Source organism: Amycolatopsis sp. NPDC114504, from assembly GCF_055633595.1.
The window spans coordinates 841170-865479 of record NZ_JBVKDU010000001.1; the positions used below are offsets into that span (position 1 = coordinate 841170).

The 24310-nt window shown below is 71.8% G+C and carries 20 protein-coding genes; 14 read left to right on the forward strand and 6 right to left on the reverse strand.

What is annotated here, in order from left to right:
* Positions 1-6: 6 nt before the first annotated feature.
* Positions 7-1524 carry a D-alanyl-D-alanine carboxypeptidase/D-alanyl-D-alanine-endopeptidase gene (locus tag ACZ7PG_RS04030; RefSeq protein ID WP_470237601.1) on the reverse strand — a complete coding sequence of 506 codons (1518 nt, stop codon included), beginning with the start codon at positions 1522-1524 and terminating at the stop codon, positions 7-9.
* A 90-nt stretch (positions 1525-1614) separates the two neighbouring features.
* On the opposite strand from ACZ7PG_RS04030, the gene ACZ7PG_RS04035 reads away from it, so the two are divergent.
* The 3 genes from ACZ7PG_RS04035 (at position 1615) to ACZ7PG_RS04045 (ending at position 4785) form a co-directional block, all read left to right on the forward strand.
* Positions 1615-2274 carry a response regulator transcription factor gene (locus ACZ7PG_RS04035; protein WP_093954156.1) on the forward strand — a complete coding sequence of 220 codons (660 nt, stop codon included), beginning with the start codon at positions 1615-1617 and terminating at the stop codon, positions 2272-2274.
* The gene (locus ACZ7PG_RS04040; RefSeq protein ID WP_470237602.1) at positions 2271-3458 is read left to right on the forward strand and encodes a sensor histidine kinase; all 1188 of its coding nucleotides are present in this window, start codon (positions 2271-2273) and stop codon (positions 3456-3458) included. The genes ACZ7PG_RS04035 and ACZ7PG_RS04040 overlap by 4 nt, the downstream gene beginning before the upstream one ends.
* 88 nt (positions 3459-3546) lie before the next feature.
* Positions 3547-4785, forward strand: a complete 1239-nt coding sequence (locus tag ACZ7PG_RS04045; RefSeq protein ID WP_470237603.1) for an ROK family protein — start codon at positions 3547-3549, stop codon at positions 4783-4785.
* A gap of 24 nt (positions 4786-4809) precedes the next feature.
* On the opposite strand, the gene ACZ7PG_RS04050 is transcribed toward ACZ7PG_RS04045, so the two are convergent.
* A complete protein-coding gene (locus ACZ7PG_RS04050; protein ID WP_470237604.1) occupies positions 4810-6189 on the reverse strand; it encodes an MFS transporter in 1380 nt (459 codons plus the stop codon).
* Complete coding sequence (locus tag ACZ7PG_RS04055; RefSeq protein WP_470237605.1) at positions 6186-7031, reverse strand: alpha/beta fold hydrolase; 846 nt, start codon at positions 7029-7031, stop codon at positions 6186-6188. Before ACZ7PG_RS04055 ends, ACZ7PG_RS04050 begins: the two co-directional genes overlap by 4 nt.
* A gap of 76 nt (positions 7032-7107) precedes the next feature.
* On the opposite strand from ACZ7PG_RS04055, the gene ACZ7PG_RS04060 reads away from it, so the two are divergent.
* The 3 genes from ACZ7PG_RS04060 (at position 7108) to ACZ7PG_RS04070 (ending at position 9952) form a co-directional block, all read left to right on the forward strand.
* Positions 7108-8058, forward strand: coding sequence for a LysR family transcriptional regulator (locus ACZ7PG_RS04060; RefSeq protein ID WP_470237606.1), 951 nt, complete (start codon positions 7108-7110; stop codon positions 8056-8058).
* A gap of 479 nt (positions 8059-8537) precedes the next feature.
* Positions 8538-8963, forward strand: coding sequence for a MarR family winged helix-turn-helix transcriptional regulator (locus tag ACZ7PG_RS04065; RefSeq protein WP_470237607.1), 426 nt, complete (start codon positions 8538-8540; stop codon positions 8961-8963).
* A gap of 98 nt (positions 8964-9061) precedes the next feature.
* The gene (locus ACZ7PG_RS04070) at positions 9062-9952 is read left to right on the forward strand and encodes an NmrA/HSCARG family protein (protein WP_470237608.1); all 891 of its coding nucleotides are present in this window, start codon (positions 9062-9064) and stop codon (positions 9950-9952) included.
* A 319-nt stretch (positions 9953-10271) separates the two neighbouring features.
* Here the strand turns inward: ACZ7PG_RS04070 and ACZ7PG_RS04075 are convergent, their stop codons facing one another.
* Complete coding sequence (locus ACZ7PG_RS04075) at positions 10272-11087, reverse strand: endonuclease/exonuclease/phosphatase family protein (protein ID WP_470237609.1); 816 nt, start codon at positions 11085-11087, stop codon at positions 10272-10274.
* 345 nt (positions 11088-11432) lie between these two features.
* Here ACZ7PG_RS04075 and fabG point away from each other — a divergent pair, with 345 nt between their 5' ends.
* The 8 genes from fabG (at position 11433) to ACZ7PG_RS04115 (ending at position 21238) form a co-directional block, all read left to right on the forward strand.
* A complete protein-coding gene (gene fabG, locus ACZ7PG_RS04080) occupies positions 11433-12194 on the forward strand; it encodes a 3-oxoacyl-ACP reductase FabG (protein ID WP_470237610.1) in 762 nt (253 codons plus the stop codon).
* 5 nt (positions 12195-12199) lie between these two features.
* Positions 12200-12652: a MaoC family dehydratase gene (locus ACZ7PG_RS04085; RefSeq protein WP_284740217.1), complete on the forward strand. Its 453-nt coding sequence runs from the start codon at positions 12200-12202 to the stop codon at positions 12650-12652.
* 105 nt (positions 12653-12757) lie between these two features.
* The gene (locus ACZ7PG_RS04090) at positions 12758-13774 is read left to right on the forward strand and encodes a phosphotransferase family protein (protein ID WP_470237611.1); all 1017 of its coding nucleotides are present in this window, start codon (positions 12758-12760) and stop codon (positions 13772-13774) included.
* Complete coding sequence (locus ACZ7PG_RS04095; RefSeq protein ID WP_470237612.1) at positions 13775-14998, forward strand: acyl-CoA dehydrogenase family protein; 1224 nt, start codon at positions 13775-13777, stop codon at positions 14996-14998.
* Positions 14995-16179, forward strand: a complete 1185-nt coding sequence (locus tag ACZ7PG_RS04100) for an acyl-CoA dehydrogenase family protein (RefSeq protein WP_470237613.1) — start codon at positions 14995-14997, stop codon at positions 16177-16179. The genes ACZ7PG_RS04095 and ACZ7PG_RS04100 overlap by 4 nt, the downstream gene beginning before the upstream one ends.
* Positions 16176-17267 (forward strand): acyl-CoA dehydrogenase family protein, encoded by a 1092-nt coding sequence (locus tag ACZ7PG_RS04105; protein ID WP_470237614.1) that lies wholly within the window; start codon positions 16176-16178, stop codon positions 17265-17267. The genes ACZ7PG_RS04100 and ACZ7PG_RS04105 overlap by 4 nt, the downstream gene beginning before the upstream one ends.
* Before the next feature lie 170 nt (positions 17268-17437).
* Positions 17438-20170, forward strand: coding sequence for a hypothetical protein (locus ACZ7PG_RS04110; RefSeq protein WP_470237615.1), 2733 nt, complete (start codon positions 17438-17440; stop codon positions 20168-20170).
* Between the two features lie 180 nt (positions 20171-20350).
* Complete coding sequence (locus tag ACZ7PG_RS04115; protein ID WP_470237616.1) at positions 20351-21238, forward strand: alpha/beta fold hydrolase; 888 nt, start codon at positions 20351-20353, stop codon at positions 21236-21238.
* Here ACZ7PG_RS04115 and ACZ7PG_RS04120 read toward each other — a convergent pair.
* Positions 21235-23661: a hypothetical protein gene (locus tag ACZ7PG_RS04120; RefSeq protein WP_470237617.1), complete on the reverse strand. Its 2427-nt coding sequence runs from the start codon at positions 23659-23661 to the stop codon at positions 21235-21237. The two genes, ACZ7PG_RS04115 and ACZ7PG_RS04120, sit on opposite strands and share 4 nt — an antisense overlap.
* The gene (locus tag ACZ7PG_RS04125; RefSeq protein ID WP_470237618.1) at positions 23658-24281 is read right to left on the reverse strand and encodes a TetR/AcrR family transcriptional regulator; all 624 of its coding nucleotides are present in this window, start codon (positions 24279-24281) and stop codon (positions 23658-23660) included. The genes ACZ7PG_RS04120 and ACZ7PG_RS04125 overlap by 4 nt, the downstream gene beginning before the upstream one ends.
* Between the last annotated feature and the right edge of the window lie 29 nt (positions 24282-24310).

Consider the following 24310-nt stretch of genomic DNA (forward strand, 5'->3'; position numbering starts at 1 on the left):
TTCCTCTCAGTGGACAAGGGACTCGTAGACGGCGGTGACGATCTCGCCCTGCGCGACGCCGACGCGCCCTTCCAGCGCGAACGCCTCTTCCGGGGAGCTGACCGGTTTCTCCGTGAACTCCGCGAACACGACCAGCGTGCCGTCGGGCAGGCACAGGTAGCCGGCCATCGCCTTGTACAGGCCGGTGCCGGTGCCGCCGGTGCCGGTCTTGGCGAACACGCGTCCCGCGGCGGGAGAGTTCGGCAGGACGTCGGCCAGGGTGCCGTCCCGGCCCATGACCGGCAGCCCCTCCCGGTACCGGGTGAAGTACGGCTGCCGGGCCATGTGCTCGAGGAACCGGACGAAGTAGTCCGGCGTGTAGCCGCCGTTCGCCGGGTCGTCCGGGTCGAGGCCGGCCCGGACGACGAGTTCACGCCCGAGCCGCCGGCCCGTCGCCTTCGGTGTGTCCGGGTCACCGCCGGCTATCGCGCCGACCAGGTAGGGGAAGTAGACGGTGTGCACGTTGGAGCTGAGCTTGAGCATCACCTTCACCTCCTCCGAGAGCGGGAGCGAGACGTGCTCGGCGAGCTTGACCACGCAACGGTCCACTGTGGTCACTGAATTTCCAGCGACATCGATGCCCTCGTCGGCGAGGGCTTGCGTGAACGCGACCTCGGCGAAACCGGCGGGGTCGGGCACGAAGTACGGACACAGCAAGGGTGACGCGCCGAGAGCGACCTCCCCGGTCAGCCGTACCACTGCGGCGGACGTGCTGAAGGCCAAGCGCCGCGACGGGGTCGCGACCGTGGTCACCTCGTTGACGATGTCCACGTAGCCGAGCTCCGGTGTCACCCGGAGTGTGGCCGGCGCGCCGATCCGGTCGCCGGGGCGTACCACGACGTCGACGATGTTGTCGTTGATCATCATGGGAGAGACCGGCAGCCGGAGGTCGCCCTGCGGGAGTGCCTCGGTGCCCTGCCGGAACAACGAGGTGTCCACCCGCACGGTGCCGTCGACGCGGCGGACTCCGTGGCGGGCGACCTGGCGGGCGAGGTGGCGGAGCTGCTGGAGGGGATCGCCGGCGATCGGGTGGCCGGCGGTGCCGTAGGAGTGGTCCGGGACGGGCAACGCGAGCGAGCCGTCCCGCTGGACGCGCGGGCCGAGCAGCAGGTCTCCGCCGGCCACCACCGTCAGGTCGCCCCGCAGAGTGCCTCGGACGACCGGGCCGGTGCGGTGCACCGTGGTGCGGAACCGGTGACCGGGCCCGAGGGCGTCGAACGCCGAACCCGCGATGAACAGCTTGACCGCGGAGGCGGGCTCGAACCGTTGCTGCGGGTTCAGCACGTGGACGGGCTCGGTGGCGCCGTGCACCTGGAACCGCATGCCCCAGCGTGAGCCCGCGAACTCCGGCCTGTCGGTGACCGCCCGGATCCGGCCCGCGAGGCCGGTGTCGGCGTGTGCCGTGGCGAGGCCGGGAAGGAGTCCGGCGGCGAGGGGTGCCGCACCGAGCATGCCGAGCACGGCGCGTCGTGAGTGGTGGGTCATGATCACCAGGAGTACGCGGGTCGTGGTTGCACCGTGGTTACAGCCGCGACGTAACCACGGTGCAACGTCTGGTGCGGCACGCTGTCGCGTGTGCGCGTGCTGGTGATCGAGGACGACGTGGAGCTGGCCGAGGCGATCGGCGCCGGGCTGCGTCGCGAGCGGATGGCCGTCGACGTGGCGTTCGACGGCGTGACGGGACTGGCGGCGGCGCAGGTCCACGACTACGACGTGATCGTGCTCGACCGGGACCTGCCCGGCCGGCACGGCGACGACGTGTGTGCGCGGCTGGCCGCCGACGGCTGCCGGGGCCGGGTGCTCATGCTGACCGCAGCGGCGACCATCGAGGACCGCGTCGACGGTCTCGGCCTCGGCGCGGACGACTACCTGCCCAAGCCGTTCGCGTTCGCCGAGCTGGTCGCGCGGCTGCGGGCGTTGTTCCGGCGGGCCCAGCCCGCGCTGCCACCGGTCCTCGAGGCGGGCGGTCTCGTGCTCGACGCCGCACGGCGCTCCGCCAGCCGCGACGGCCGGCTTCTCGACCTCGGACCGAAGGAGTTCGGCGTGCTGGAGCTGCTGCTGGCCGCACGGGGCAGGATCGTGCCCGCCGAGGAGCTGCTGGAGCGGGTGTGGGACCAGATGGCCGACCCGTTCACGACCGCGGTGAAGGTGACGGTCAGCCGGTTGCGGCGCAAACTCGGCGAGCCCTCGCTGATCGAGACCGTGCCGCAGGCCGGGTACCGGATCGGCCCATGAGGTTCACCCCGACCGTGCGGTGGCGGCTCACCGCTGTCCACAGCGGACTCTTCCTCCTGTCCGGCGCCGGGTTGCTGCTCATCACGTACCTGTTGGTGGCCGGCGGTTTCCCGGTGGTGAAGCTGCGGGCGGGCCCGGCGGACGTGATCGAGGTCTGCACACTGTCCGGTGAGACGACCGCGACCGGCACCGGCTTCGACGCGTGCGCCGCACGGGCCCAGCGGCTGATCGCCGCACAGCAGGACGAGACACTGCGGCTGCTGCTGTTCCGGTCGGGCGCCGCGCTCGCGATCATGACCGTGGTGTCGGTCGGTCTCGGCTGGTTCTTCGCCGGACGTGCGCTACGGCCGTTGCGGGTGATCACGGCCGCCGCGCGGCACATCTCCGCGAGCGACCTGCACCAGCGGCTCGCGATGACCGGCCGCCGCGACGAGCTGCGCGAGCTCGGCGACACGTTCGACGGTTTGCTCGCCCGGCTGGACGACGCGTTCACCGCGCAGCGGCAGTTCGTGGCCAACGCGTCGCACGAGCTGCGGACGCCGCTCGCCAGGCAGCGGACGGTGCTGGAGGTGGCACTCGCCGACCCCGACGCGACCGTGACCGGGCTGCGGACGGTGTGCGGACGGGTGCTCGCGGCCGGGGAGCAGCAGGAACGGCTGATCGAGGCGTTGCTGACGCTGGCACGCAGCGAACGCGGCCTCGCCCGCCGCGACCCCGTCGACCTCCGCGCCGTCACGGCTGCGGTCGTGTCGTCGCACACGGAGATCCGGACGTGCCTGTCGCCGGCGCCGATACTCGGCGACGCGCGGCTGGCCGAACGCATGGTCGCCAACCTCGTGGACAACGCCGTCCGGCACAACATCCCGGACGGGACGGTCGAGGTGACGACGGAGTCCGAGGCGGCCACCACGACGCTGACGGTGACCAACACGGGCCCGGTGATCCCGCCGGGTGAGGTCGACCGCCTGCTGCAGCCGTTCACCCGCCTGACGGGGGGACGCACCGCACGCGACGGGCTCGGCCTCGGCCTCCCGATCGTGGCGGCCATCGTCACCGCACACGGCGGCGACCTCGACGTCCGGCCCGGCCGGTCCGGCGGCCTCGTCGTGACGGTCCGGCTCCCCGCGAGTCACGACGTGCGGAGCCAGGTCGCCCGACGCCAGAGGTACTCGAGCGGCCGGTAGCGGCGGCCGCGTCCGGCCGCATCGCGGGATTGCGCGCAGGGCGCGTTGGTGCGAGTCTGGCCCGCACACCCTACGCATCGGACACGACATGGAATTGACGCCATGGGACGGCTCGAGAACCGGGTTGGACCAGGAGGAGATGCGTCGGCACAATCGCGGTACTTTTCTTCGCCTTGTCCACCTGAGCGACGGAATCTCGCGGGCTGAACTCGCGAGACGGATGAACCTCAACCGAAGCACGATCAAGACGTTGACGGCGGAACTGAGCGCGGCGGGCCTGGTCCGGGAAGTGTCGCAGACGGACAATCGTCAGCAGGGCCGCCCTTCGCTCATCGTGCGGCCGGAGACTCAGCGTTTCCATGTTTTGGCGTTCGACGTCGCGGTGGACCGGCTGGTCGCCGCCCGGATCGGCCTCGGCGGTGTCATCCTGGACCGCAAGGTCGCTGCCCGGCGCCGGTCCGGAGTCGATCTCGACTACGTGGTCACGACGCTCGCGGAGCTCGGCCGCCAGGTGACCGAGGCGGCGCCGTCGACGTCGACCTGCGTGGGGCTCGGGGCCTCGTACTGCGGAATGATCCGTCCCGACGACGGGACCGTCCGTTTCGGCCCCGACCTCGGATGGGTGGACCAGGCGTTCGGCGCTGAACTGGCGCTCCGGCTGGGGCTGGGGCTGCGGGTGCCGGTGGGAAACGAGGCGCATCTCGGAGCGCTCGCGGAGCACCTTCGTGGGGCCGGGACGGGGGTGCAGAACCTTGTCTACCTGCACGGCGACGTCGGCGTCGGTGGCGGGATCATCGTCGGCGGCACGGTGCTGGACGGCGACGCGGGGTACGGCTGCGAGCTGGGCCATATGGTCGTCAACCCGCACGGCGGGCGACCTTGTGGCTGCGGCTCCAGCGGGTGCCTCGAGGCGGAAGCCGGTGAGCGGGCCTTGCTGGACGCCGCACGCCGACCGCCGGAGGTCTTCGGTCGTGACGCCGTGCGGGAGGTGGCCGCCGACGCTGCCGCGGGCGATGCCGACGCTCGGGACGCGCTCGATTACGTCGGGGATTGGCTGGGCATCGGCGTGGCCAATCTCATCAATCTCTTCAATCCGGCGGTGGTCGTCTTCGGCGGAATGTTGCGGGATGTGTATGCCGGTGTACTGCCGCGGGTACGTAGTCGCGTCGCACGCAATGTGTTGCCGGTGGCGAAGGAAAAGGTGCGCCTGAGTGTGTCGGCGCTCGGGGACGACGCCACCCTGATCGGCGCCGGCGAGCTCGGATTCGAGCGGCTGCTGCGCGATCCGTTGAGGGAAACGCCGCGGGTTTCGCCGACCGCCCGGTGATCCGGCCGCGACGCCTCGCTCTGGCTACGGTTCGCGTTCTAGGCGCATTTCGGCAAGGTCGTCATCCGCCACTGACCAGCCTGGTCCCGGTTTCCGGTGCAGGCGTGCCGTCGCCACCGCCGTGAGCAGGAACACGACGGCTTCATAGACCATGGCCGCGTCCATCGCTCCGGCGGCGTAGACGACTCCCGCCAGCGCCACCCCGAGCGTGCCGCCGAGCTGCTGCGCGGTGGGCAGCAACCCGGACACGGAACTGGCCACGGGCACCGGAACCCGGTTCAGCACCAGGGAAAACGCCGACGCGGTGAAGACCCCGAACGCGAAGCCGCCGGCACCCAGCACCATCCACAGGACCGGCGCCGGCCCGGCCAGCGCCGGCACGACGAGCAGGGACACCACGGCCAGCCCTCCGGACGCGGCGGCGAGGGCCGCGGCGCCGAACCGGCGGGCCGCGGCCTCCGCGATCGCGCTGCCCAGCAGGGCGCCGACCGCGTACGGCGCGACGGTCGCCGCGGTCACCAGCGGGTCACGGTGCAGCACGCCCTGCAGGTGCAGGGACAGCAGCAGGCTGAACGACGGGATCCCGGCGTTGAACAGCAGCACCGCGCCGATGCCCCACCGGGTCGTCGCCGCGGTCAGGGCTTCCGGGCGCACCAGCGGATGCCGCACCCGCCGTTGGGACACGGCGAACGCGGCGAGCAGGCCCAGCCCCAGGGCCAGGCTCGCCCACGTCCAGGCCGGCCAGCCGGCGTCCTGGCCGAGGGTCAGCGGGAGCACGAGCAGGATCAGCCCGGTCAGCGACAACGCGGCGCCGACCGGATCCACCCGGCTCGCCTCCGCCGGACCGCGCCCGCCGGGCAGGATCCGGACCAGGGCCAGCGACACGACCCCCACCGGTACCGGCAGGGCCAGTGCCAGCCGCCAGCCCACCCCGAACGGGTCGAAGTGCAGCAGGACGCCGCAGCACAGCGGGCCGGCCAGCGACGCCACGGCCATCGTCGCCCCGTAGCGGCCCAGGACGCCGGCCCGCCGGTCCGCGGGCACCGCCGTCTGGATCAGCGACAGGATCTGCGGGGCGACCAGGCCGCTGCCGGTCCCCTGCACCAGCCGGGCGACCACCAGCGTCCCGGCGTCCGGCGCGGCCGCCGCGGCCAGCGACGCCAGCGTGAACACGACCGTGCCGGCGACGAAGACCCGCCGGTAGCCGAACCGGTCGCCGAGCCGGGCCGCGGTGATCAGCGCGCAGGCGTAGGTCAGCGTGTAGCCGACCAGCGCGAGCTGACCGGCGCCCGAGCCGGCGGCCAGGTCGTGGCGGATGCGCGGAACCGCCAGCTGCATGACGGTGACGCTCATCAGCTGGACGAACGTGCCCGACAGCAGCACGGCCTGAGCCGCGGGCCTCATGCCTGCTTCGCGATCCGGCCGAGGAGCTCGGCGAGCTCGACCGGCCGGGTCAGGAACGGCGAGTGGCCGCCGGGCAGGGAATGCACCGCGAACGGGTGCTCCGGCGTCAGGCGGTCGGCCTCGGCGATCATCAGGTCCTGCGTGGCCGGCGGCAGCGCCAGGTCGCCGGTCAGCCGGACGTAGCTGCGTGGCACCCGGCCCCACCGCCCGGCGGTCACCGGAAACGTCCCCGCCAGCGACGCCACCGGCTCGTCGGGGTGCAGCGTCAGCCGCCAGCCGGGCCGGTCCGCGGGCCAGTCGGCCAGGAACGCCCGCCGGATCGCCTCGACCTCGGCGTGGTCGGGTGAGAGCGGGTTGATCCGGAAAGCGCCGAGGACCTCGGGGTCGCCGGTCCGGGGGGCGTGCGCCGCGCCGGCGTTGACCGGGTCGGTCACGTAGTCCCCGAAGCGCGGGCGTCCGGCGGGGACGAACGCCGACAGGTACACGACGTGGTCGACCAGGTCCGGATGGCGTTCCACCGCGGCCGAAGCCGGGCCACCACCCGCGCTGTGCGCGACGAGGACGACGCGGGCGAACCGGCGGCGCACCTCGGCGAGCTCGGTGACCAGTGCGTCGGTGAGCACCTCGGTGGTGAGCCCGGCGAGCGCGGAGGGTTCGGTGGCCAGCCCGGGCTGCCCGGGCCGCAGGTAGCCGCTCGGCAGCGGCGCCGTCACGCCGTGGCCGGGCAGGTCCACGGCGATGCCGGCGGTGCCCTGGGCAGCCAGTGCCCGCTGGGTCGCGGCCCAGTGCAGTGAGGAGTGCCAAGCACCGTGGACGAACACGCAGGCGGTGGTCTCGTTCATGACACCCACTTCACCGCGCGCCCGGAACGCTATCCAGTTTCATAACTGAATCATCCTTGAGCGATATTCTGTACGTATGGAGTCCCGTCATCTCCGCTACGCACTGGCGCTGGCCGAGCACCAGCACTTCGGCCGCGCGGCCGCGTCCCTCGGCATCGCCCAGCCGCCGCTGTCCACGCAGATCGCCGCCGTCGAACGCGAAGTCGGCGAGCGGCTGTTCGACCGCACGCCCCGCGGGGTGTTCCCGACCGCGGCCGGCACCGCCTTCCTGGCCCGGGCCCGGCGCGCGCTGAGCGAGATGACGGCCGCCGCGGTCGAAGCCGGCCGCGCGGCCCGCGGCGAGACGGGGCAGCTGCGCATGGGCTTCATCGGCTCGGCCCTGCTCGATCCGCTGCCCGGCGTGCTGGGCCGGTTCCGCGTGGCCCGGCCGGACGTCCGGCTCGATCTGCGCGAAATGAACAGCCTCGACGGGACCGCGGCCCTCGTCGCGGGCGAGCTCGACGTGGCGGTCGGCCGCGGCGCCCCGCGCGGCGCGGGGGTGGACGGCCTGGTGACCGTCCCGATCGGTGCCGACCACCTGGTCGCCGTGGTCGGCACCGCGCACCCTTTCGGCGGCCACGCGGAGATCCGGCTGGAGCAGCTCGCGGCCGAGCGGCTGATCATGTCGGCGCCCGCGCAGGAACCCGCCGTGGCCGCGCGCCTGCGCGACCTGTTCGGCGCCGATGCGGCCGCGCTGGACGCCGCCACGATCTCCCGGGACGTCCACACGATCATCGGCCTGGCGGCGTGCGGCGTCGGCGTCGGCCTCGGCCCGGCCCGGATGCGGCTCGTCACCCGCAAGGACGTCCGGTTCTGCGACATCGCCCCGCACGTCCGCCTCCCGGACCTGCAGCTGTCCTTCCGCGCGGCCGACGACTCACCTGTGCTAGCGGCGTTCCTGGACGTCGTCCGCGCCAACTGCGCCGAAGTCGGCTCCCGCCTCGACGACGTCCTCGCCCGCCGCGAAGCCCGGTCGATCAGGCAGTAGGCGCGGCCACGCTCACCGCGTCGGGACACCTGCGCCTGACCGGTCCTGTCGCTTCAGCTGGTCCGGCGCGCGGCGCACCACCGGCTCCGAGAGCGCGGGGCACAGCGGGCGGGCCGGCCGTTCGAAGCCGTCGGAGACCGCGGAGGACGGCGCGACGGTGACACCGAGACCTTCCGCGGCCGGCCGCACCGCGGTGGAGATCCGCGAAGCCCGGCCGACCGTCCGCGGAGCGAGACCGCGGTCGGCGAGCAGGCGCGCCAGGTACTCGTCGAGCTCGCTGGTGCGACGGAAGGCGTACCGACGAGGTGTTCTTCGCCGTGCACCACGTGCACGTTGTGGTCGGGAACGCACCAGCACGCGCTCGACGCGGCGCGCGCTCGTGAACGCTGAAGCCGGACCTCACCAGCAAGCCAGCGGTCGGGCGGGCCGGTCCGCGGCCGGTAGGCTGGGCGTTCGGCATCGGAAGAGAGGGGGCGGGTGTGGACTACGGCGACAAGCTGTTCTGGCTCTCGGTCCTGATCCAGCGCAGGTACGCGCAGATCTGCGCCGAGTACGACCTGACCCCCTCGCAGGCCACACTGCTGTGCGCGATCAAGGACGAGCCGCGGCAGATGGCGTACCTTGCCACCTCGCTCGGCATGACCAAGAACGCGCTGAGCCAGCTCGTCGACCGCACCGAGCGGCGCGACCTGGTCCGCCGGGCGAACTCGGAGCAGGACCGGCGGGTCATCATGCTCGGCGTAACGCCCGCGGGGAAGGTGCTCGCCGAAGCCATCTACGCCGAGACGACCAAGCGCCTGCCCGACGTCGCGGAGAACCTCGACGCCGACGATCAGCGCGACTTCGAACGCGTCGCCACCGCCATCGTGGACGCGGCGGGCGTTCCGGGGTCCGCCTCCTCCTGACCTACCGCGCGGAACCCTCGGCGGACCCGTGCGCCTTGCGGAGGTTCACGCCGTGAACTAATGTTGTTCACGACGTGAACCAATGAGAGGTGGGCGACATGAACACGCAGGAAACCGGCGCGATCGCGGTCTTCGGCGGGACAGGGCAGCAGGGCGGGGCGGTCGTCGACGCACTCCTGGCCCGAGGAGCGCGGGTGCGGGCCCTCGTCCGCTCCCCCGATTCCGACCGGGCGCGGGCGCTGGCCGCCCGAGGCGTCGAGCTGTCGACCGTCCGGATCGACGACCCGGCATCAACGGTCGCCGCGCTGGAGGCGGTCGACGCGTTCTATTTCATGACCCCGGAGGCGAACAGCCTCGAGGAGGTCGAGGAGGAGGTCCGAGTGGGCACCGCCCTCGTCGATGCGGCGGCCGCGGCGCGCGTGCCACACGTCGTGTTCAACTCGGTTTTCGGGGCGGATCGCGAAACGGGCGTGCCGCACCACGACTCGAAGCACCGGATCGAGGAATACCTGAAGCATTCCGGTCTGCGGGCCACGATGGTCCGCCCGACCGCCTTCATGGAGAACTTCGCGACCGTGATGGCGCCGAGCGTGGAGGACGGAACGATCGTGCTGAAGCTGCCGCTGCCGAACGACATCGCCCTGAAGATGATCTCGGTCAAGGACATCGGCCAGGTCGCCGCCTCGATCCTGCTCGGCACAGCGGACGTGCCCGGCGGAGCGGTCGAGCTCGTCGGCGACGAGCTGACGGGCAGCCAGATCGCCGCCGCGTTCGGCGCGCACGCCGGGCTCCCGGCGCGCTACGAGGCCTTACCGCTGAGCGTCCTCGGCAACGACCTCGACAAGGCGATGTTCCGCCAGTTCGCCACGGCGTCCGAACACCCGTCGGACCTCGCGGCGGTGCGGGCGATCGAGCCGGCCACCCGAGACCTGGCCGAGTGGATCCGCTCCACCGGCTGGACCGCGCCCACGGACCGGGTCCGTTCCTGAGCGCTGCGCGGGCCACTTCGCCCGCCTGCCCACGCCGCTGGAGTGCGGAGCGTTCGACAGCCGCCACCCGTAGCCGGCAGTGAGGAGCTGCTTGGTCTCGCGCGCACTCCGCCGCTGAAATCCGCTACTGCCGAATTGCGGACGTAGCGCATTGCTCGCCGAGCGCCGGCTCGCGGAGTGGGCCAATCCGGACGTCACCGTCCAACACTCGCCCTGAGGCCGCAACGCCGCAGGCTCGAAAGACGGCGTTCGATCGTTCCAGCGCATCTCGCACTGTCCCTGAACGCACTCTCATGCCGCTGAGTGTGTTCGGTCTGCGTCAGTAGCGCAGTTCGGCCAGCACCCCGTAGTGGTCGGAGGGCACTGCGGCGCCGGCTGCCGCGGTGCCGAGGGTCTCCGCCCAGAGGGGCTGTCCGGCCCCGCCCCGGTGGAACGATGTCGAGAAGACGTAGTCGATGCGCCGGTCGCGGGGGAACACCGCCGCAGCCCAAGGGTTTCCGGTGGACCAGGTGTACCCCGGGCCCGCACCGGCGAATTCCCAGGCATCGTGCCAGCACGTCCTGGTGCCCGCCGCGCGGCCGGTCAGCATCCGGATCTCGTCGCAGTCCGGCGAGGCGTTGAAGTCGCCGCACACCACGGTCACCGGGCCGCGACCTAGTTCACGCACCCGCCGCGCGAGCTCGGTGACCTGTTCCTGCCGGACGTGGGTGTGGTGCAACGGCCAGTCGAGCATGACGTTGACCAGCCGGACCGGGCCGCGTGGACCGTCGATGTCGACCCGGACCGCGCTGCCCTCGTGGCCCGCGGGTCCGGGCAGAACCCAAGGTTCCACCGTGCCGATCGGCCAACGCGAGATCACCGCACTTCCCGACGTCACACCGTCTTCCACCCGGTCGCCGGAAAACCGGTAGTGGTGCAGCCCCGCCGCGGCGGCAAGCTCGCGCGCTTGGTCGCGATCCGGCGCCGACCACGCCTCCTGGAGTGCCACGACGTCCGGTGCGTGCTCGGCGAGGACCGCGGAGATGCCGGCCTGTCGTTGCTCCCAAGGCCCGAACCGACCCCAGACATTCCAAGTAAGCAAACGAAGCCGCGAGTCGATCAGCTGGCCGTACGGCTGGAGGGGATCGACGGTCACGCCCCGAGACGATACCGCCGCGGGGCGGCGGTGCTCTCGAACGCCGCCACAGGGTGACTGCCCGACCACGCCTGCCTGACCCACTAGCGGCCACCACAGCAGGGCTCGAGAGCGGCCGGGCGTGCGGCTCTACAGGAGCCGACTATGGCGAGTCAAGACCACGGTGAACCGGACTACCTGAAGCGGTTCGCCCAAGCGGAGCAATCACCTTCCGGCCCTCGGCCGTGGCTATGATCCTGCGCATGGTGTCGCCACTTCGGGGGTCACTCCCGCGTATCGTCAGGTGACCAACCGCTTAGTAGGCTGACGAGCACGAGCCCGTTTCTCAACGACGAGGAGGTCCCCGTGACCGATTCCCCTTCCCGTGTCGCCGTGGTCACCGGTGCCGGCCGTGGCATCGGCGCCGCCGTTGCGGCGCGGCTGGCCGATGATGGCTTCGCCGTCGCGCTGCTGGACTTGGACGAGGCCGGTGTCAAGCAGGGTGCCGAAGCCATCGTCGCCAAGGGTGGCAAGGCCGTCGGTGTCGCCTTGGACGTCAGTGATGCCGAACAGGTCGAGGCGGCCGTCACCCGGGTTGCCGATGAGCTCGGTCCGCCCGTTGTGCTCATCAACAACGCCGGCATCACCCGCGACAACCTGCTCTTCAAGATGACCGAGCAGGACTGGGACTCCGTGCTCGGCGTGCACCTCAAGGGCTCGTTCCTGATGACCCGCGCGGTGCAGAAGTACATGACCCAGGAGAAGTACGGCCGGATCGTCAACCTCTCCAGCACCTCCGCGCTGGGCAACCGCGGCCAGGTCAACTACTCCGCCGCCAAGGCCGGCATGCAGGGCTTCACCAAGACCCTCGCCATCGAGCTGGGCAAGTTCAACGTCACCGCCAACGCGATCGCGCCCGGCTTCATCGCCACCGACATGACCGCCGCGACCGCCGAGCGCCTCGGCATGGGCTTCGAGGACTTCAAGGCTGCCGCCGCGACGCAGATCCCGGTGCAGCGCGTCGGCACGCCCGACGACATCGCGAACCTGGCCTCGTTCCTGGTCAGCGAAGGCGCCGGGTTCATCTCCGGCCAGGTCATCTACGCCGCCGGCGGACCGAAGGACTGAGGCAGATGCGCGAGTTCGCTTCCCTGGACGAGTTCGCCGCCGCGGTCGGCGAACACCTCGGCTACAGCGAGTGGCACACGATCACCCAGGACCGGGTGAACAAGTTCGCCGACGCCACCGACGACCACCAGTGGATCCACGTCGACGAGGCGATGGCCGCCGCCGGCCCGTTCGGCGGCACCATCGCCCACGGCTTCCTGACGCTGTCGCTGCTCTCGGCGTTCGGGCCGAAGATCTACAAGGTCAACGGCATCAAGATGGGCATCAACTACGGCCTCAACAAGGTCCGCTTCCCGCAGCCGGTGAAGGTCGGCTCGAAGCTGCGCGCGGGCGCGGAGCTGATCGAGATCACCGACATCCCCGGCGGCAAGCAGGCGGTGTCGAAGTGGACGGTCGAGATCGACGGCGAGGCGAAGCCCGCTTGCGTCGCCGAATGGGTGACGCGGTTCCTGGCGTGACGCCGCGTGGTGAGCGGCACTTCGGCGAGAAGTGCCGCTCACCACGTCTCTGTACGTCATACCGACTAGTCGGTATGCTCCCCTGACTGAGCTTGAGGAGGCCGGATGAACCCGCCAGGACTCGACCTGGACCGCCTGCGCGCGCACCTGGACGCGCACCGGCCCGGCCTGGTCGCCGGGGAGCTGACCGCGGACGTCGTGGAAGGCGGCCGGTCGAACCTCACCTACGTGGTGGGTGACGGCCGGTCACGCTGGGTGGTGCGCCGCCCGCCGCTCGGGCACGTGCTGCCGACCGCGCACGACATGACCCGCGAGTTCCGGGTGATCTCGGGCCTGCGCGACACCGCCGTGCCGGTGCCCGACGCGCTCCTGCTCTGCGAAGACGCCGACATCGTCGGTGCGCAGTTCTACGTCATGAGCTTCGTCGAGGGCACGCCCTACCGGACCGCGGAGGAGCTCGCGCAGCTCGGCGAAACGCGCACCCGGGCCATCGCCGACGCGCTGGTCGACACGCTCGTCGACCTGCACGCCGTCGACCCGGCCGCCGTCGGGCTCGGGGACTTCGGCCGGCCCGAGGGCTTCCTGGAGCGGCAGCTGCGGCGCTGGAAGAAGCAGCTCGACGCCTCCCGCAGCCGCGACCTGCCGGGCATCGAGGAGCTGCACGACCGGCTCGCCGCGGCGGTGCCGGTGTCCGGGACGCCGTCGATCATCCACGGCGACTACCGCTTGGACAACGTGCTGGTCGACCGGGACGACCGGATCTCCGCCGTGCTCGACTGGGAGATGTCGACGCTCGGCGACCCGCTGACCGACCTCGCGCTGCTGGTGGCCTACGCCGAGCGCGACAAGGTGTCGCTGCAGTTCGTCTCCAACGCCAGCTCGGCGCCCGGCTACCCGACGACCGACGAGGTCGTGCGGCGCTACGCGGAACGCTCCGGGCGCGACGTCTCGCAGCTGAACTGGTACGTCAGCTTCGCGTTCTTCAAGCTGGCCGTGATCCTGGAGGGCATCTACTACCGCCACCAGAAGGGCCAGACGGTCGGGGCGGGCTTCGAGGGTGTCGGGGCCGGCGTCCCGCTGCTCATCACGCACGGCAACGAAATTCTCAAAGAGGAGAAGTAAATGGACTTCGCGTTCGACGAGAAGACCGAGGAGATGCGCGGGAGGCTCCTCGAGTTCATGGACTCGCACATCTACCCCGCCGAGCCCGTGTTCGAACAGCAGCTGGCCGAACGCGACGACCCGTGGGCCATCCCGCCGGTCATGGACGAGCTCAAGGCCGAAGCCCGCAAGCGCGGCCTGTGGAACTTCTTCCTCCCCGGCGACCACGGCGCGGGCCTGACGAACCTGCAGTACGCGCCGCTCGCGGAGATCACCGGCCGCAGCATCCGGCTCGCGCCGACCGCGGTGAACTGCGCGGCCCCGGACACCGGGAACATGGAAGTGCTCTCGATGTTCGGCAACGAGCAGCAGCAGAAGCAGTGGCTGGAACCGTTGCTGAACGGCGAGATCCGCTCCGCGTTCGCGATGACCGAGCCGGACGTCGCCTCCTCCGACGCCCGCAACATCGAGACCGCCATCCGGCGCGACGGCGACGAGTACGTCGTCACCGGCCGCAAGTGGTACATCTCCGGCGCGATGAACCCCGCGTGCAAGATCTTCATCGTGATGGGCAAGACCGACCCGGACGGCCCGCCGCACAAGCAGCAGAGCATGATCCTCGTCCCGCGTGACGCCCCGGGCGTCACGGTCAAGCGCGGCATGCACGTCTTCGGCTACGACGACAGCGACCACGGCGGCCACGCCGAGGTGCTCTTCGAGGACGTCCGCGTGCCGGTCGAGAACCTCATCGCCGGCGAGGGCGACGGCTTCGCGATCGCCCAGGCTCGCCTCGGCCCGGGCCGCATCCACCACTGCATGCGCGCCATCGGCATGGCCGAGCGGGCGCTGGAGCTCATGTGCAAGCGGGCGATCTCGCGTGAGGCGTTCGGCAAGCCGATCGCCCAGCAGGGCGTCGTGCAGGACTGGATCGCCGAGTCGCGCGTGAAGATCGAGCAGCAGCGCCTGCTCGTGCTGAAGACCGCGTGGCTGATGGACACCGTCGGCAACCAGGGCGCGCACACCGAGATCCAGGCGATCAAGATCTCGACGCCGGCCGCCGTCGAGTGGATCCTCGACAAGGCCGTCCAGGTGCACGGCGCCGGCGGCGTCAGCCAGGACTTCCCGCTGGCCGCGATGTGGGCCGGGAACCGCACGCTGCGCCTGGCCGACGGGCCGGACGAGGTCCACAAGCGGTCGCTGGCCCGGCGCGAGCTGAAGAAGTACCTCTCGGAGGGCGCGAAGTGACTGTCACCGCCGAAGACCTGACCCGCCAGGCGACGGAGTTCCTCGCCTCGCACGACCCCCGGACGACCGACCGGATGGACTTCCTGCGCGCCCGGTTCGACGCGGGTCTCGCCTGGATCCACTTCCCCGCCGGCCTCGGCGGGCAGAACGCGCCGCGCGCCTTGCAGTCCGTTGTGGACGGTGTGTTCGCCGACGCCGGCGCGCCGGACAACAACCCGCGCCGGATCGGCATCGGCCTCGGCATGGCCGCGCCGACCATCCTCGCCTTCGGCACGCCGGAGCAGCACGAGCGCTTCCTGCGTCCACTGTGGACCGGCGACGAGGTGTGGTGCCAGCTCTTCAGCGAGCCGGGCGCCGGCTCCGACCTCGCGGCTCTCGGGACACGCGCGGTGCGCGACGGCGACGACTGGATCGTCACCGGCCAGAAGGTGTGGACGTCGGGCGCGCACGAGTCGCAGTGGGCGATCCTGGTCACCCGCACCGACCCCGACGTGCCGAAGCACCAAGGCATGACGTACTTCCTGTGCGACATGACCGCCCCCGGCGTCGAGGTCCGGCCGCTGCGCCAGATCACCGGCGAGGCCGAGTTCAACGAGGTCTTCCTGACCGAGGTCCGGATCCCGGACACCCAGCGCCTCGGCGCCGTCGGCGAGGGCTGGAAGGTCGCGCAGACGACGCTGATGAACGAGCGCGTCGCCATCGGCGGGCACGTCCAGCCGCGCGAAGGCGGACTGATCGGCATCGTCGCCAAGACCTGGCGCGAACGGCCCGAGCTGCGCACGCCGGAGCTGCGTGACCGGCTCGTCCAGCGCTGGGTCGAGGCCGAGACGCTGCGGCTGGCCGGCACCCGGCTGCGCCAGCAGCTGACCGCGGGCGCGCCCGGGCCGGAGGGTTCGGCCATGAAGGTCGCGTTCTCGGAGCTGAACCAGGCGCTCACCGGCCTGGAGGTCGAACTGCTCGGCGAAGAAGGGCTCGCCTACGACGACTGGACGTTCCGGCGCCCGGCGATCGTCGACTTCACCGGCCGCGAAGCCGGCTACCGCTACCTGCGCGCGAAGGGGAACTCCATCGAGGGCGGCACCTCGGAGGTCCTGCGCAACATCATCGCCGAGCGCGTGCTGGGGTTGCCCTCGGAGCCGCGCGTCGACAAGGACGTCGCCTGGAAGGACCTCCCCCGATGACTGACCTGCTGTATTCGGACGTCGAGGAAGACCTGCGGGCTTCGGTCCGGGACCTGCTGAAGGCGAAGGCCTCGCCCGAGGCGCTGCTCGCGCGCGTCGAGACGGCCGAGGGCTACGACCTTCCCCTGTGGCGCACGCTGGCCGAAGAGGTCGGCGTCGCCGGGCTGGCGGTGCCCGAGGGGCTGGGCGGGCACGGCGCGTCGGCGCGTGAGGTGGCCGTGGTGGCCGAGGAGCTGGGCCGCAGCGTCGCGCCGGTGCCGTTCCTCGGGAGCGTCGTGCTCGCGACGACGGCGCTGGTGCGTGCTTCGGCCGGTGACTTCGTCCGGCAGCTGGCTTCGGGTTCGGCGATCGGTGCGCTGGCCGTGCCGCTGTCGACGGCGCCGGGTGCAGGCTTCCCGTCTTCGGTGACCGCTTCCGGCGGCCGGCTCAGCGGCCGCGTCGGCACGGTGGCCGACGCGTCGGTGGCGGACCTGCTGGTCGTCCCGGCCGCGGGTCCGGACGGGCCGGCGCTGTACGTGGTCTCGGCCGCCGACGCTTCGGTGACGGAACTGGTGTCGTTCGACCTGACGCGCCGGGTGGCGGACGTGGTTCTGGACAACGCCCCGGCGACGCTGGTGGCGTCGGGTCCGGACGCGGCGTCGGCGCTGGAGGAGGCGCTGCTGTTCGGGGCGGGGATCCTGGCGTCGGAGCAGACCGGCGTCGCCGAATGGGCGTTGACGGAGACGGTGACGTACCTGAAGGGCCGGTACCAGTTCGGCCGTCCGGTGGGCGGGTTCCAGTCGCTGAAGCACCGGCTGGCGAACCTGTACACGGACCTGGTGCTCGCCCGCGCGACGGCCCGCAACGCGGCCGACGCGCTGGCCACGGGCGTCGACGTGCCGATCGCGGTGGCGGTGGCGCAGGCACGGGTCTCTCCGATCGCGGTGCACGCGACGGAGGAGGCGATCCAGCTGCACGGCGGCATCGGCATGACGTGGGAGCACCCGGCGCACCTGTACCTCAAGCGCGCCAAGGCGGACGAGCTGGCGCTGGGGACGCCGGGCAAGCACCGGGCCCGGCTCGCGGATCTGGTGGATCTGCCCGCTTGAGACCCGTTCGATCGCGCGTGGCACCGCCGTGACACCCGGTGTTCCGGTTGTGTCACGCGTGATCCGGTCCGTCCCGGTGATCCCTTGACGCCCCGGTCGTCCGGGTGCTGAGGTGAACACGCCTGGGGGTGGCTACCGGTTGCCCCCGCGTTTTCGAGGGGGATCCACCGATGGTGCGCACCGACGTGCGGCGCTCGACGCTGCCCGGACGAAGAAGACGCGTGGTCACGCTGCTGACCGCCGCCCTGTTGCTCACCGGGACGGCGGCCGTGCTGCCGGCCACCGCCTCGGCCGCCGAACCGCCACCGCTGCCCGTGAAGACGCTGACGCGGTCGTCGTGGGCCTACACCGACGCAGCGGATCCCTTGCACGTCAAGGTGAACGCCTCCGGTGACGCCCCCGTCGGCGCCAGTGTGGACGCCAAGGGGCCGCACCTCTCACGCGCGTACTACACGCTCGACCTGACGTCGTTGCGCGGCAAGCACGTCACGGCCGCCGCCCTGACCATCCCGGAGAAGCGCGCCACCGACTGCGCGCGCCGCGCGGTCGAGTTGTGGTCGACCGCCCCGGTCACCGGGAAGTCGTCGTGGGCCAAGCCGCCCGCCGAGCTGACCCGGCTGGCCACGGCCGGGGCGCCCGCCGGCGGCTGCCCGGCCGACCTGACCGATCTCGACCTCACCACCGCCGTCGCGAAAGCCGTGCAGGCCGGGGAAAAGACGCTCACGCTCGAGCTGCGCGTCGCGTCCGCCCACGAACCGGACCCGCGTTACGGGCGCTGGTTCGCCAACGACGTCAGCCTGAAGGTCACCTACAACACGCCGCCGGGCATCCCGGCGAACCTGCGCACGGCCTCTCCGGACGCGCCGTGCGCGACAACCGCGCCGGGTGTGTTCACGCGGGCCTACGAGATCACGGGGCACTACGCCGACGTCACCGACCCCGATCCCGGCCAAGAGCTGACCTCGCACTGGGAGATGTGGTCCGTCGACGACCCGGCGGTCCGCCTCGAAGCGGACTGGGGAGTGACCGACGGACGCGCCTACGCCCAGTTCGACAACCCCGGGCTGCCACCGGACCACACCTACGCGTGGCGGCTGCGCGTCACCGACGGCGTCGACACCTCGGACTGGTCGCCCACCTGCTACCTGACCCCGGACAGCGTCAAACCGGAGATCCCGGACGTGACCTCCGAGGTCTACCTGACCGACAACCCGTGGGAGCCGCGCGGCGGCATCGGCGTGCCGGGGCGGTTCACCTTCACCGCCCACGGGTCCACGGACGTGGCTCGCTACGAGTACACCTTCACCGGCCAGTCCGGGTGGACCTCGGTGCCCGCCGAATCCCTCGGCGGACCGGCGACGGTGACGTTCACGCCTGCCGACTCCGGCTCGTTCTCGGTCGGGGTGCGCAGTGTGGACCGGGGGAACAACTACTCCTGGGAGCAGTACCGCAGCTTCACCGTCAAGGACATCCGGCCGTACGTGTGGTCGACGCTCTACCCGCCCGAATACCCCAGCCGCGACGGCAACGTCGGCGTGCCCGGCGTGTTCGACCTCAGCCCCGGGCTGCCGGACACCGTGAGCTACACCTACCACCTGGAGAACGCGCCGGAGCAGACGGTGGCGGCCGACGCGGGCGGCAACGCCCACGTGACGCTGGCGCCGACGCACGGCGGGGAGAACGTGCTGTACGTGCGCAACACCGGCGCCGACGGAACGGTTTCGCGCTACCGCGAGTACAAGTTCCAGGTCGACACGGCACCCGACGTCACCATCGAGGGCGGGCTGCAGGTCGGCTCGGAGAGCACGTTCCGGCTCGCGCCCCGGCTGGCCGGCACGACGTCGTACACCTACACGTTCAGCAACTTCCAGAGCGGGCCGATCGGCGACCCTGTCACCGTCCCCGCGGCCGCGGACGGCACCGCGTCGTTCACCTGGACCCCGCTCGACACCCGGGCGGACGCCGTGCAGGTGCGCAGCACGGCGGCGGACGGCACGCAGTCCGAGCGGCGCTACCAGAGCTTCATGGTCGACGGCGCGGCGCCGTACGTCACGCGCATCGGTGGCGCGGACGCACCCGGCCAGGCGGGCACGTTCACGTTCCGGTCGCCGATGAAGAACATCGCCGAGTACGTCTACTGGTCGTCCACCGACCCCGCGCACAAGCTGACCGTGCCGGCCCGGCCGGACGGCTCCGCGGAGGCCACGTGGACACCGGCCGAGGCCGGGAACGTCTGGCTCACCGTCCAGGCCCGCAACACCGCCGGCGTCCTGTCGTCCGAGGGCTCGACGTCCTTCACCGTCTACGACAGCCCGGTCGTGACCTCGGCGGACTTCGTCAGCTGGCCCTACGGGCCGATGCTGCCGGGTTCGTTCCAGCTGCGGTCGCGGCTCGCGGGCACCGTCGCGTTCGAGTTCGCGGTGGACAGCTACACCACCGCGGACGTGCCCGCGGGACCGGACGGCACGGCGAGCGTGAGCTACACGCCGGGCCTTTCCGGGTACCACACCGTCTACGTGCGGGCCCGCGCGGCGGACGGCCGGACGTCCGGCTGGGGGTACTACTCGTTCACCGTGACCGACCGGCCGCTCGTGTCCTCGGCCGACTACCCGGGTGACTACGCCGGCGGCCCCGGCGTCACCGGGACGTTCGCGTTCGCCCCGGGCGTCGCGGGGGTCACCGCGTACGTCTTCCACGTGCACGACGACAACCAGGGCACCGACGAGCCGGAGCAGACCACGCTCGCGGACGCCGCCGGGAAGGCGTCGGCCGAGTGGACCCCGCGGCACGGCGGCAGCTACTCGGTGGCGGTGCAGGGCCGCAAAGCGGACGGCAGCCTGACCGAGGCGGCGTACTACACGTTCTCCGTCGCGTATCGGGTCGAGGCGGAAACGGGCGACTGAGTGAACGGGGGCTCCCGGCCGGCCGGGAGCCCCCGTTCGTGAATACTCTTCATTTTTCTTCCGAATTTTCGCTCATCTGAGCGAATATTCTGTGAGCCAGACCACTCGTAGGGCAAAAGGGTGGCAAAAGTGCCCGGGTTCCCATGGTTCTCCCCACCTCTCGCGATCTAGCCTGGCGCCATGGAATTCGCCGTCGCGCCGACGGATGCCGGTACGCCCGCCGCGCTGGAGGAATCGACCGTCGTCGTCGGCGGTCACCGGCACAGTGCGCTCGCGGCCGGGCCCGAATCGGGCGAGCTCGTCCTGCTGCTGCACGGCTGGCCCGAATTCGCCGACGCCTGGACCGAGCAGCTGCACGCCCTCGGCGAGGCCGGTTACCGCGCCATCGCCGTCGACCAGCGCGGCTACGCCCGCCAGGCCCGGCCCGACGGCGTCGAGCACTACTCGATCGAGCACCTGGTCAGCGACGCCCTCGCCTTCGCCGACAGCCAGGGCGCCGACCGGTTCCACCTGGTCGCGCGCGACTGGGGCGGCATGGTCGCCTGGGCGCTGGCCACCGCGCACCCGCACCGGCTGCGGTCGCTGACGGTGCTCTCGACCCCGCACCCGTCGGCACTGCAGCGCGCGGCCGCCACCGACGACGGGCAGTTCCACGACCTCGGCTACATCCGCTTCTTCCGCCGCGGCGTCGGCAAAGCCGAGAAATTCCTCTTACGCGACGAAGCCGCGCAATTACGCGCTGTCTACAACCGGCGGATTCCGGTCGAATTCGTCGAGAGCGCCGTCGCCCGCCTTTCCGAACCGGGCGCGCTGACCGCGACGCTGAATTGGTACCGCGGCGCGACGAACGACGTATTCGACGTCCCGGCCGGCCGGATCACCGTGCCGACGCTCTACCTGTGGGGCAGCGAGGACCCGTACCTCGGCCAGAGCGCCGCGGAGCTGACGGTCCACCACATCGACGCGGAGTACCGCTTCCAGATCGTCGAGGGCGCGAGCCAGTGGATGGCGATGGAGGCCCCCGACGAGGTGAGCGCCCTCCTGCTCGACCACCTCCGGCAGTACTAGGCGGTCTTGCGGACCAGCCCGGTGTAGCCGACCAGGGCGAGCGTCGCGAGCGCCCAGATCGCGGCCTGCACCAGCCAGATCGCCACCGTGAAGACCTGCCCGGCGGGGATCCCCGTGTTGAGGTCGCACCGCCCGCGCACCCCCGGCGACAACGGCAGCCCGCGATCCAGGCCGACGCCGACGAGCTCCACGGTCGTGCAGGGCGTGCCCGCGGCGGCGGTGAGGTCGGCCGTCCGCTCGGCCGCGCGATGACCGCCGTCGCCGACGTGCCCGGCCCAGAGCCCCAGTCCCCCGGCGGCGACGACCGCGAGCAGCAACGCCGCCGCCGTGCGCCTTGCCCGATAGCCGTACCCGGCGAGGGCGCCCCACAGCCAGTGGAACCGCCGCGCCGGCCAGCCGCCGATGGTTTCGGGTGCCCACCGCTGGAGGTCCCGTTGCTGGGCGATCAGCACGTGCCGGGCGTTGCCGTCCTGCCCCGCGGATCGTTCCGCGGCGGCGAGGCGCTGGTAGGGCCCGGGACGGTAGGTCTCGGTGTGGTCGCGGATCAGCGTCAGCCACTCCCGCCAGGTGACCTCCCCGAGCGAGCCGAACCGGAAGCCGTCGAGGACGACCTGACCGGTGGCGCCCACGAGCTCGGCGGGGAAGAAGATCGGGCCGTCGACGACGGCGTCTTCGAGGCTGACGAGCGTCCCCTCGTCGCGGTGGGCCAGCGTGGCGCCGGAGAAGGTCAGCTGACCGCCGATGTGCGCCCCGAGCAGGTGGATCGTGGCGTCCTCGCCGGCGCCGGTCCCCCGCAGGCCGCCCAGCGTCAGGCTGTCCCGGACCTCGCAGCGGTCGGCGACCAGCACCGGACCCGCTTCGTTGGTGACCTCGGCGTCGGCGAGGGTGGCCGAGCCCTGGACCCGGGCCGACCGCAGGCTCAGCGCGCCCAGCTCGGACGAGCAGGTCACTTTCACTTCGAGCAGCTCGAGGTAGCTGCCGACCCGCAGGTCGTCGGCGCTGAAGGCGGGGCCGGTCGCGTTGGCCAGTTCCGCGCCGGGGAGCCGCAGCTGGCTGCCGACCTCGGCGTTGTGCAGCCGGAGTGCCCCTTCCTCCCCGGCTCCGGCGACGGACGCGCCCGTCAGGTCCAGGTTGCCGCCCACGGACAGGCTGTCGGCGTGCAGCGCCGGACTGGCGTCGTTGGCGATCCGGGCGCGTTCGAGGTAGAGCTCCCCCGCGATGTGGGCACTGAGCAGGCGGATCGTCCCCGGCGCACCGGACCCGGTCGCGCTCACCTCGTTGAGGTTCACGTTGCCGTCGACCCGGAGCCGGTCGCCGCTGAACGCCGCCCCGGCGTCGTTGGCCAGCTCCGCGCCTTCGAGGTAGAAATTCCCGCCCACATGCGCGTTGAGCAGGCAGAGTGCTCCGTACTCGCCCGAGCCGCGCACCTTCATGCCTTCGCCGGAGAAGCTGTCCTCGACCCGGATGCTGTCGGCGCTCAGCCCCCGGCCCCGGCCGGTGGTGAGCACCGCGCCGCCGAAGTCGACCTGGCCGCCGATCCGGGCGGCGGTCAGCTCGATCGCGGCGCCGGTACCGGCGGTCACGGTGACGCCGGTGCAGCGGAGGTCACCGGCCCGGAGGCGGTCGGCCTCCAGACCGGGCCCGCTGTCGTTGGTGAGGACGGTTCCGCCCAGCTCGAGCTCACCGCCGATCCGGGCGCCGAGCAGGCGGACCGCACCGTCGTCACCGGCGCCGACCACCGTGGCCCCCGCCAGCCTCAGGTCACCGTCGACGACCATGCCGTCGGCGTGCACCGCGGGCCCGGATTCGTTGGTGAGCACCGCGTCGTCGAAGTCGGCCCGGCCGGCCACGTGGGCACCGAGCAGCCGGACCGCGCCGAGCTCGCCGCTGCCGGTCGCCCGCAGACCACCGCCTTTGAGGGCCCGGCACTCGAGGTCGTCGAGGTACAGCGCGGGTCCGTCGCCGCTGCGGATCTCGGCGTCGGCGAGGTTGGTCAGGCCGTCGACGCGGGCGTCGCGCAGGCAGATCACGCCGAAGTCGCCGGAGCCGGTCGCGCGGACTCCGGTGAGGTCGACGTCGTGGTCGATCCGGGCGCCGGTGCCGTCGAGCCCGGCGATCCGGCTGCCGGACAGGTCGAGCCACGGGAGCCGGGCGTGGCGCGCACTGATGGTGTTCACGACCACGCAGCCGGCCAGTGCGAGGCCGGTGCCGGCCTCGACGTGGTCCAGGTTCAGCGTCCCGGCGATCCGGGCGCCGCCGACGCGCACGCCGCGGGGGTCCACCGGACCGCGGAGGCCGAGCAGCAGCTCGCGCAGCACAACGGCCCGCACCGGGGCGTCGGTCTCGTACGCGAGACCGCGACGGGCGGCGTCGACCAGCTCTCGCTCGGCTGCGGTCAGCTTGTCGAGGACGGGCAGCGTCACCCGGGCGGCCGCAGCGCGTCCAGCAGCAGGTCCGCGTAGTGGTCACCGACCTGGCGCGCCGACAGCGTCCCGCCGCGGCGGTACCACGAGCCCAGGTGGTGGACCGAGCCGAAGAAGAAGTCGACGACCACGTCGGCCGGCTTGTCCGTGCGGAACTCGCCCGAGGCCTGGCCTTCCTCGACCAGGCCGCGGAAGCGCTCGTGGTACTTGCGGCGCTCCGCCCGCACCGCCTTCTGCTTGTCCGGCGACAGCTGGTGCATCGACTGCAGGAAGATCGTGTTGTCGTCGAGGTTGTCGATGCTCGACACGACGACGTCGGACGCGGCGGCGCCGAGGCGTTCGCGCAGCGGGGCGCTCGAGGAGGCGACGCTCTCCAGCTGGCGGGTCTGCTCGCGCAGGACGCGGGCGTAGATCTCGTAGAGCAGGTCGTCCTTCGAGCCGAAGTAGTGGTACATCGCGCCCTTGGTGACGCCGGCGGCCTCGACGATCTCCTGGACCGACGTGCGGTCGAAGCCCTTCTTCGCGAACAGCTTCGTGGCGTGCTCCAGCAGCCGCCGCGGCACGGCGGCCTGGTCGTCACCACCCGCTTCGCCCGGCTTGCGGGTGCTTGCTCGGGTCACGGCAAGACCCCCTTCCCTCCATCCATGCC